This is a genomic window from Pseudomonas sp. TWI923 (assembly GCF_039673365.1).
Lineage (GTDB): Bacteria > Pseudomonadota > Gammaproteobacteria > Pseudomonadales > Pseudomonadaceae > Aquipseudomonas > Aquipseudomonas sichuanensis.
In genome coordinates, this window is record NZ_JBDJLM010000149.1 from 1 (window position 1) to 4,523 (window position 4,523).

The 4,523-nt window shown below is 64.3% G+C and carries 4 protein-coding genes; 2 read left to right on the forward strand and 2 right to left on the reverse strand.

Annotated elements, in window-relative coordinates; translation table 11 throughout:
* Positions 1-56: 56 nt before the first annotated feature.
* The gene (locus ABE459_RS25695) at positions 57-248 is read right to left on the reverse strand and encodes a hypothetical protein (RefSeq protein WP_323831466.1); all 192 of its coding nucleotides are present in this window, start codon (positions 246-248) and stop codon (positions 57-59) included.
* 14 nt (positions 249-262) lie between these two features.
* A complete protein-coding gene (locus ABE459_RS25700; protein ID WP_346648172.1) occupies positions 263-1,897 on the reverse strand; it encodes a phospholipase in 1,635 nt (544 codons plus the stop codon).
* 188 nt (positions 1,898-2,085) lie between these two features.
* Here ABE459_RS25700 and ABE459_RS25705 point away from each other — a divergent pair, with 188 nt between their 5' ends.
* Positions 2,086-3,027 carry an AEC family transporter gene (locus ABE459_RS25705; protein ID WP_125465363.1) on the forward strand — a complete coding sequence of 314 codons (942 nt, stop codon included), beginning with the start codon at positions 2,086-2,088 and terminating at the stop codon, positions 3,025-3,027.
* A 51-nt stretch (positions 3,028-3,078) separates the two neighbouring features.
* Entirely contained in the window at positions 3,079-4,440 is a 1,362-nt protein-coding gene (locus ABE459_RS25710) for an amino acid permease (RefSeq protein WP_125465362.1), read from the forward strand.
* The last annotated feature ends 83 nt before the right edge of the window (positions 4,441-4,523 follow it).

Genomic DNA, 4,523 nt, shown 5'->3' on the forward strand with positions numbered 1-4,523 from the left:
GCCATCGGGGGGCACGCCCGCCCCCCCGTGGGCGCGGGCTTGCCCCGCGATTGTATTTAGAAGGCTCTTACCCCCGAGCGGTCAACTCGCACCGCCAGTTGTCCTGCACCAGCAGGCGCCTCGAACGCCACTAGCCCTCCAGCCGGCACCTTGGCCCGGCCAATGACCTTGCCATCACGCAGCAACTCCAGCGGCATGCCTGCCAGCGACTGACCCGAAGCCAGCTCCAGTTTGATCCTGATGTTCATCGGTGACCTCCTTGTCACGCATTGCGATCGATGTAAGTGGTTGCCACGCCGTCCAGGCTGGCGATCAGCTCCGGCGAGCCGCCGCGGAACTGGCGGAACAGGTTGCGCCCGCGCTGCTTGCCGTCCAGCGGTACCTGTACGGACGGGTGGAACTGCTCGCCCAGTAGGGCATAGGCGCTCCACGGCCCGATATAGGACTCGTTGAACTGCTCGCTCACGCTGAAGGCGTAACGCACCGAGTTGCCCCGCTGCCAGTTGAGGCCATCCGGTTCGCTGCTTTGCCAGCCGATGATGGCCGGTGACGCACTCGGTGCCGCGATGAATCCGCTGGGGGTATTGGGCTTGTAGTCCTTGAGCAGCAGGTAGGTGCTCCAGCCCCACCAGTCGGCGATGCGCTCGCGGTCGTTGAGGTTGTTGACGTCCTTGCGCCGCAACACGGTCTTGCCGTCCTGGAAATACAGCGGAGCAAAGTTGCCCGGCACCAGGTCCTGCTCGGCGGCGTGCAGATCCGGCGCCAGGCGCAGGGCGGCATAGTCCTTGGCCAAGGGCTGGCGGCCATCGACGAACGCCTGGAACACCTCGTCGGCCGAGCGCTGCACTGCCCGGCCGACCTGGCGACGGTTGGCCACATCGACGCTGTCGAAGTAACGTTTGTCGCCATAGGCGCGCCATTGCTCGCCTTCGGCGTTGCGCACCAGCAGGCCGTACTTGCTGTCTTCATCGTGCATGAAGCGCGAAATCAGCGAGCCGACGTCGCTCGGGGTGACGCTGTCGGCCAGGGCCTTGCGCGGCACCCGCACATGGCCGGCGGAGAACAGGTCGGTGAGGAAGTGATCGGCGAAGGCATTCATGGCGTAGGCCAGTTGCAGGTCGCGCTCTTCGCCACTGGCATGCGCCTTCACGGCTTGCTGCAAGGCTGCGGCGTGGCCGGCCTGGTAGGCCAGCAGCGCCCAGGGGCCGAAATGGTCCCAGTTGCTGGCGGCCAGCTTCAGGTAGCGGCCAAGCGGGAACAGGTCGGACGCGAAGCTGCCGCCGCCGGTGATGCGATTCCAGCGTGCCGACAGGCTGTCGCCCAGTGCGTCGTAGGCTTCATGGGGCTGGCGGCCGTCCTGGATGGCCTGGTTGGCGGCGGCGATTTCTTCCTGCATCACGGCGAGGATCTGCCCGGCCTCGTCCTTGGCCGCCGGCAGGCGGGCCAGGGAGTCGAAGGCCTGGGTGAAGCGTGCGATGCGTTCGGCCTCGCTGGCGCCATCGGCGATGGGCCGCTCGGGTACGCCATAGAAGTCGCCGCCCAGGGCGATGACCTGGCCGTAGGTCAGGCTCAGGCCGTTGGGCAACGGCAGGGGCGACTGATGGGCGGGGATGCCCGGCTGGCCAGCTTCATAGCGCAGCAGGGTGTTGTCACCGATAGCGGTGTGCTCACCCCCTTCGAAGAACAGCTCGGGTTTGCGTTTGGGCGCCTGGCCTGTGCCTTGCGGCACGGCGAAGCGATGGTACTTGAGGGTGTGGTGGCCGTGCATGACCAGCATCAGCTGGCTGTCTGGGCCGGGAAGGTCGATGCCCTGCGGGTCGAACAGTTGATCGAGGTCGGCAACGACCTGTTTGGCCTGGGCTTGGTTGGCCACGGGCGCGGTTTGCATTCCTGACATGATCAGCTCCTTGCGATGTCGGGATAATCCATTTTTAACTGTATGCATATACAGTAGGCGCCATCATATTCGGGAAATTTCCTACGTCAAGCTCAGTTTGTGCTGCCAACTGGCACCTTCGATGGGCGCAAGGCCCTGGCACTGACGTATGATTAGCCCCCTAACGGCAACTCCCAGGATCAGGCTGCATGCTCGCCCTTCTTATCCAGACACTGAACATCACGGCGCCCGTGTTCGCCATGCTGTTCATGGGCGTGCTGCTCAAGCGCATCCGCGTGATCGACGACAACTTCAGCAAGGTCGCGTCATCGCTGGTGTTCAACGTCTGCATGCCGGCGCTATTGTTCCTTGGCATCTACCACGCCGACCTGGCCGCCGCGGTCAAGCCCGGGGTCATCCTCTACTTCATCGTTGCCACCCTGGTGGGGTTCGGCCTGGCCTGGGGCCTGGCGATCTGGCGCTGCCCGCAGGCGGACCGCGGCATCTACACCCAGGGCGCATTTCGCGGCAACAATGGCGTGATCGGCCTGGCGCTGGCCGCCAGCCTCTACGGCGACTACGGTATCTCCCTCGGCGCGGTGCTGGCCGGGCTGGTCATCCTCATGTACAACTCGCTGTCGGCAGTGGTACTGGCGGTGTACAGCCCGGACCTGAAGTCCGACCCGTGGAGCATCTGCAAGAGCATTCTCAGCAACCCGCTGATCATCAGCGTGCTGCTCGCAACGCCCATGGCCTATGGCCAGGTGCCGTTGCCCAACTGGCTGCTGACCTCTGCCGACTACCTGGCGCAGATGACCTTGCCGCTGGCGCTGATCTGTATCGGTGGCACCTTGTCGCTGGCGGCGCTACGCGACAGCGGCAGGCTGGCGTTCGATGTGAGCCTGGTGAAGATGGTCTGGCTGCCGCTGCTGGGTACCCTGGGCGCCTGGCTCTGCGGTTTCCGCGGGGCCGAGCTGGGCATCCTGTTCCTCTACATCGGCAGCCCCACCGCGGCGGCGAGCTATGTGATGGCGCGGGCGGCCAACGGCAACCACGAACTGGCTGCCTCGATCATCGTGATCACTACACTGATGGCGGCCATCACCACCAATATCGGAATTTTCGTCTTGCAGTGGGGCGGCTGGATCTAGAGCTTGACTGCACACAACACCAACAACACGGCCTCACCTAAAGGACACTTCATGCAAGACCAGAGCACGCCCGAGCGCTTGCAGCGCGGGCTGAAGAATCGCCATATCCAGCTGATCGCGCTGGGCGGTGCCATCGGCACCGGGTTGTTCCTGGGCATCGCCCAGACCATCCAGCTGGCCGGCCCCTCCGTGCTGTTGGGCTATGCCGTCGCCGGCCTGATGGCCTTCCTGATCATGCGCCAGCTTGGCGAGATGGTGGTCGAGGAGCCGGTGGCCGGCAGCTTCAGTCACTTCGCGCACCACTACTGGAGCGAGTTCGCAGGCTTCGTCTCGGGTTGGAACTACTGGGTGGTCTACGTGCTGGTCGGCATGGCCGAGCTCACCGCCGTGGGCATCTACGTGCAGTACTGGTGGCCGGATTTCCCCACCTGGGCGACGGCAGCGATCTTCTTCGTGGCCATCAACGCCATCAACCTGACCCAGGTGAAGGTGTACGGCGAGATGGAGTTCTGGTTCGCCCTGATCAAGGTGGTGGCCATCGTCAGCATGATCGGCTTTGGCGCCTGGCTGCTGGGCAGCGGCCACGGCGGGCCGGACGCCAGCGTCGCCAACCTGTGGCAATACGGTGGCTTCTTCCCCAATGGCGTGACCGGGCTGATCATGGCGCTGGCGGTGATCATGTTCTCCTTCGGCGGCCTGGAGCTGGTCGGCATCACTGCCGCCGAAGCCGAAAACCCGCGCGAAAGCATCCCCAAAGCCACCAACCAGGTGGTGTATCGCATCCTGATCTTCTACATCGGTGCCCTGGCGGTGCTGCTGTCGCTGTATCCGTGGCAGAAGGTGGTGCAGGGCGGCAGCCCGTTCGTGATGATCTTCCACGAGCTGGACAGCGACCTGGTGGCGACCATCCTCAACGTGGTGGTGCTGACCGCCGCGCTGTCGGTGTACAACAGCTGCGTCTACGCCAACAGCCGCATGCTGTTCGGCCTGGCCTCCCAGGGTGATGCGCCGCGCCAGCTGCTCAAAGTCAGCCGCCGGGGCGTGCCGCTTACCGCATTAGGCGTGTCGGCATTCGCCACGGGGATGTGCGTGCTGATCAACTACCTGATGCCCGGTGAAGCCTTCGGCCTGTTGATGGCCCTGGCCGTTTCGGCGCTGGTGATCAACTGGGCGAGCATCAGCATCACCCACCTGAAGTTCCGCAAGGCCAAGCTGGCGGTCGGCATCACGCCGTCCTACCGCAGCTGGGGGCACCCGGTGAGCAACTACCTGTGCCTGGCGTTCATCGTGCTGATTCTGGTGGTGATGTACCTGACGCCACCGATTCGTATCTCGGTGATGCTGATCCCGGCGTGGATCCTGGTGCTGTGGGTAGCGTTCCGCATGAAGAAGGCACGTCAGGCCAAGGCCTGACTTCGGTTTTCGCGTTGGCTTCTTCGCGGGTAAACCCGCTCCCACAGGTGCTGTGCCATCCCAGGGAATGCACAGTACCTGTG